General features: G+C 68.3%; 5 protein-coding genes. 4 read left to right on the top strand and 1 reads right to left on the bottom strand.

The genetic code is table 11. The features are described from left to right. Window positions 1-416: 416 nt before the first annotated feature. Complete coding sequence (locus JCM19049_RS11115) at window positions 417-743, bottom strand: hypothetical protein (RefSeq protein ID WP_054821623.1); 327 nt, start codon at window positions 741-743, stop codon at window positions 417-419. Between the two features lie 131 nt (window positions 744-874). On the opposite strand from JCM19049_RS11115, the gene JCM19049_RS11120 reads away from it, so the two are divergent. The 4 genes from JCM19049_RS11120 to JCM19049_RS20395 all read left to right on the top strand — a co-directional run bounded on the left by JCM19049_RS11120 (window position 875) and on the right by JCM19049_RS20395 (window position 2,622). Beyond that, the gene (locus tag JCM19049_RS11120) at window positions 875-1,312 is read left to right on the top strand and encodes a translesion error-prone DNA polymerase V autoproteolytic subunit (RefSeq protein WP_279403020.1); all 438 of its coding nucleotides are present in this window, start codon (window positions 875-877) and stop codon (window positions 1,310-1,312) included. A 99-nt stretch (window positions 1,313-1,411) separates the two neighbouring features. Continuing rightward, on the top strand, window positions 1,412-1,933 hold the full coding sequence (locus JCM19049_RS20385; protein WP_279403021.1) for a hypothetical protein: 522 nt from the start codon (window positions 1,412-1,414) through the stop codon (window positions 1,931-1,933). After that, window positions 1,888-2,325 carry a hypothetical protein gene (locus JCM19049_RS20390; RefSeq protein WP_279403022.1) on the top strand — a complete coding sequence of 146 codons (438 nt, stop codon included), beginning with the start codon at window positions 1,888-1,890 and terminating at the stop codon, window positions 2,323-2,325. The genes JCM19049_RS20385 and JCM19049_RS20390 overlap by 46 nt, the downstream gene beginning before the upstream one ends. A 156-nt stretch (window positions 2,326-2,481) precedes the next feature. Next, window positions 2,482-2,622, top strand: a complete 141-nt coding sequence (locus JCM19049_RS20395; protein WP_279403023.1) for a DUF4113 domain-containing protein — start codon at window positions 2,482-2,484, stop codon at window positions 2,620-2,622. The last annotated feature ends 130 nt before the right edge of the window (window positions 2,623-2,752 follow it).

Consider the following 2,752-nt stretch of genomic DNA (forward strand, 5'->3'; position numbering starts at 1 on the left):
CAGCGCCGGTCGGCCCCACTGCCGGGGGCCTCCTCGCTGGCGGGTGGCAGCGTGGTGCCCAATAGGCCGGCCAGGTGCTCGTAGACTTCGGCCAGCTGCGCCGGCTCGTTGTCGGTGGCCAGGTAGAGCTCGTCGATATTGGAGCCAAAGTGCGCCAGATGCACCACTGCCTTGGCCAGATCGTCGCGGTGGACCCGGTTGGTCCACTGCGAGCTTCGCGGCAGGCGGGCCTTGCCCTCGCGCAGGGAGTCAATCAGCCGGGTGCGCCCCGGTCCGTAGATGCCCGAGGCGCGCAGGATCGTGACCGGCAGGCTGAATCCAGCAGGTGGTCCTCGGTGCGGGCCAGCACCTTGCGGTTTCCCGCCGTGGCTCCTTGGGGTGTTGCTCGGTGACCCACTGCCCGTCGTTGCCGGCGTTCACCGCGTGGAGGAAATATAAAACAGCCTGCGCAGCGCGGGAGCCTGTTGCTGCAGGGCGGTGACCAGGTGCCGGGCCGCCTGCAGATAGCTGTGCTCGTAGCCTGCGGCGTCGCGGCTGGCCGGGACCGGGGTGAACAGCACGACCTCGGTGTCCGGGTCGATTGGCGGCAGCTGCCCGCTGGCCACATCCACCTGCTGCCCGTGAAAGGTTGGCGGCAGCTTCTGCGGATTGCGCCGCCAGGCGGTGACATGGGCTCCGCGGGCCTGGAAGCGGAAACCGGCCTCCGTGCCCACGTCCCCGCAGCTGATCAGTAGTACCTTCACGAATGCGGCTCTCTTCCCCCGGGTGCAATCTTGGCAGGTGCGCCGGCCGACGGCGTGGTGCGCAACTCCTGCCTGCTTACAGCATAGACACTGCGGCGTGTTTCCTTGCTAGAATCACAGTGTTCGAATATGTGTACGAAAAGTGGTGGGCGATGGCTGCGAAGGATCCGCTGGTCCCCGAGGCCAGCAGCAGCGGGCCGGTCGGCGCGGTGCAGGCCATGGGGTTCCCCTCACCGGCGCGCGATTACTTCGACGGCGGGCTGGACCTGAACCGGCTACTGATTACCGACCGCGTCTCCACATTCATCATGCGGGTCGCCGGAGGGGCGATGGTCTCCGCAGGGATCCATGACGGGGATGAAATCATCGTGGACCGCTCCCGCTCGGTCCAGCACGGCAGCGTGGTGGTGCTGAGCCTCAATGAGCAGATGCTGGTGCGCCGCTGGCAGGTGGAGCGGGGCCGGGTCGGGCTGCTCAGCGACGAGTCGGCCCAGCCGCAGTGGCTGGGTGAGCATGACGAGGTCGAGGTGTTCGGCGTCGTGACCAGGTGCCTGCATTATGTCCGCTGACCCATCCGCACAGGCCGGCGAGCACATCGCCCTGGTGGACGTGAACAACTTCTACGTTTCCTGCGAACGGGTTTTTGACCCCACCTGCGCAACCGGCCGGTGGTGGTGCTGTCCAACAACGACGGGTGCGTGGTGGCCCGCTCCGCCGAGGCCAAGGCCCTGGGCATCACCACCGGCCAACCCTACTTCCAGGTCCGCGACCTGCAGCGCAGCCACGGGCTGGCGGTGCGCTCGAGCAACTACGAACTGTACGGGGACCTCTCGGCCCGGGTTATGGAGGTGCTGGCACGCTTCGGAACCTGGCAGGAGGTGTATTCCATCGACGAGTCCTTCCTGGGACTGACCGGGTCCCTGCAGCAGGTGCAGCGCACGGCCGCGCAGATTAGGGCGGCCCTGCAGCGTTCGGTGGGGGTGCCGGTCTGCGTGGGGGTGGCCGCCACCAAGACGCTGGCCAAGTTCGCCAACCATGTGGCGAAGAAGAACCCCGGACTGCAGGGGGTCTGCGTGGAGCAGCTGATGGACCGGAGGTGGTGGCGCGGATCAAGTCCCTGGTTCCGGTCACCGAGGTGTGGGGTGTGGGACGCAAAACCGGCAGGAAACTGGCCGGGATGGGCATCGTGAGCATCGCCGACCTGGCGGGCGCGGACCCGCAGCTGATCCGCAAGAGGTTCTCCGTGGTGCTGCAGCGCACCGTTTTTGAACTGGGCGGCACCCGCTGCATCGGCCCGGTGGAGGAGCGTGCCGACAAGGGGCAGGTGATGTTCACCCGTTCCTTCGCCCACCCGGTGACCAGCCGGGAGCAGATGCGCGAGGTGATGAGCTTCTACGCCCAAAAGGCCGCGGCGCGCCTGGCGCGGGAGGGGCGCTACGCCGCACTGCTGACGGTGATGGCCGGAACCAGCCGCTTTGCCGCCGGCCCGGCCTCCTTCCCCTCCACCCAGGTGCGCCTGCCGCAGGCGACACGGGACCCGATCCTGATCACCCGGCTGGCGGTGCAGGCGATGGAGGGCTGATGGAGCCCGGCACGGAGTATGTGCGTGGCGGGGTGATCCTCTCCGGGCTGAGCGACCAGCCCGAGGCCACCCAGCTGGACCTGCAGTGGCAGGACGCGGCACCGGCACCGCAGCGCCGGGGACAGCGGGGAAACACTGAGTCAGATGGTGCAACAGGTGACCGAGCGTTTTGGCAGCAAGGCGATCGGGCTGGGGCGCAGCGGACTGGCCGGGGACCCGGACTGGGCGATGCGCCGCGAGCACATGTCCCCGCGATTCACCACGAACTGGGATGAGCTGCCCACGGTCCGGGCCTGAATCCGGCTGCCGCGCGGCCGGGGCCCGGCGGGGGTGCCACAATGAGAGCATGAGGTTTCCCTGGCGTGCACCACAGTCCCTGGCCCTGTCCTGCGTCCTGGCATTGGCGCTGAGCGGATGTTCCGGCGGG

It is taken from the genome of Arthrobacter sp. JCM 19049, assembly GCF_001310435.1.